Raw genomic sequence first — 1,141 nt, 5'->3', positions numbered from 1 at the left:
GCTCTTTCTTCTCGGGCTTTTCTTAAAATCTCTCTGTAACTTGTACCTTCAGCATCAAGTTGGCGCTGTAAATGTCGCGTTGATGTATTGAACTCTTGGCATATTAGCTCTTTGCTCGCGATTCCTAACTGTAGGTGCGCTTTAACGGAGCGAAGTATTTGGTCTTTTAAGGTTTCTCCATCAAATTTAAGTTGCGATAAGCTCGTTCGTACTTTTCCTTCTAAGCTGCTTTTCGGGGAGTGCTGTTTTGATACGAGTGGGATTCTCAGCAGTTCATTTGATAGTTCGATTCGATTACTTGTTTGATCAAAAAATACCGGTGCAGAAAATACCTGTTCATAGGTTTGTTGTATGGAATGCGCAGGTTTAGGTCTTGTCAGATATACACCACTTGCCGAAGCTTTGCTGTTTGTTAGCCATCGTGCAAAAAGTGTCCAACTTGCAAGTACGTTGTCGATCATGTGCGGCACAATTAACGAGGTTGTGTAATTGCAGTGCCACACTAACGCGAGATGACTTTCTGTTCGTTGTATCTCTGTCGTCCCCATATCTCCGACAAGTCTCTCAAATAAAGGGATTCGAGAGATGGCTTGTCCTAGAGTTTCACTTTGCTCAATCAGTGCGCCAAGCAAATTATACGAATGGCTTTGTACATACAGTGCGCTGCTTAAGCCCATAATCGGGTCGTTAGAGAGATGCAGAAGGCTAGTTAAAAACTGTTGGAACTGCTGTCCAGATATTCTTCCTTCTTCAGATTGTTCGACGTTGTTCGTGAGCTTTAGATCAGCCAAAAGATCGACGGTATCAATGCGTTTGGCATCTGCGTAGCGAAGGTACTGCTTAAGTGCCGCAATAGATGCAAACCCTAAGTGTTTCATAATAAAAATAGATTGTCCGAAAATGTCAGTGATATTCTACGTTAAGTTTTTATGATGCATCCATAGTAATTCATTGTTTAGAACAAATCGGTAGGTGAAAAAATGCGACGTTGGAATGGTTGGGGTGATGAAGCAAACAAAATGGATTTACCAGAATCTGGGGATGCATTTTTGCTAGAGCATGTTGGTCAAGCTACCCCTCTTGCTGATGCAAGTCTCGATTCAGTATTGGCACAAGTGCCGTCATCTCGATTGCCTGACCA

Annotated in this window: 1 protein-coding gene; it reads right to left on the bottom strand. The window is 42.5% G+C overall.

Annotated elements, in window-relative coordinates; all coding sequences use genetic code 11:
• Positions 1–878 (bottom strand): AraC family transcriptional regulator (locus A3738_RS20670; protein ID WP_068763818.1); only part of this gene is annotated, 878 nt, incomplete at its 3' end.
• Between the last annotated feature and the right edge of the window lie 263 nt (positions 879–1,141).

This window comes from Oleiphilus sp. HI0066, from assembly GCF_001635725.1.
The sequence above is the reverse complement of the archived record's forward strand: the minus strand, read 5'-3'. Positions and strand labels throughout refer to the sequence as shown.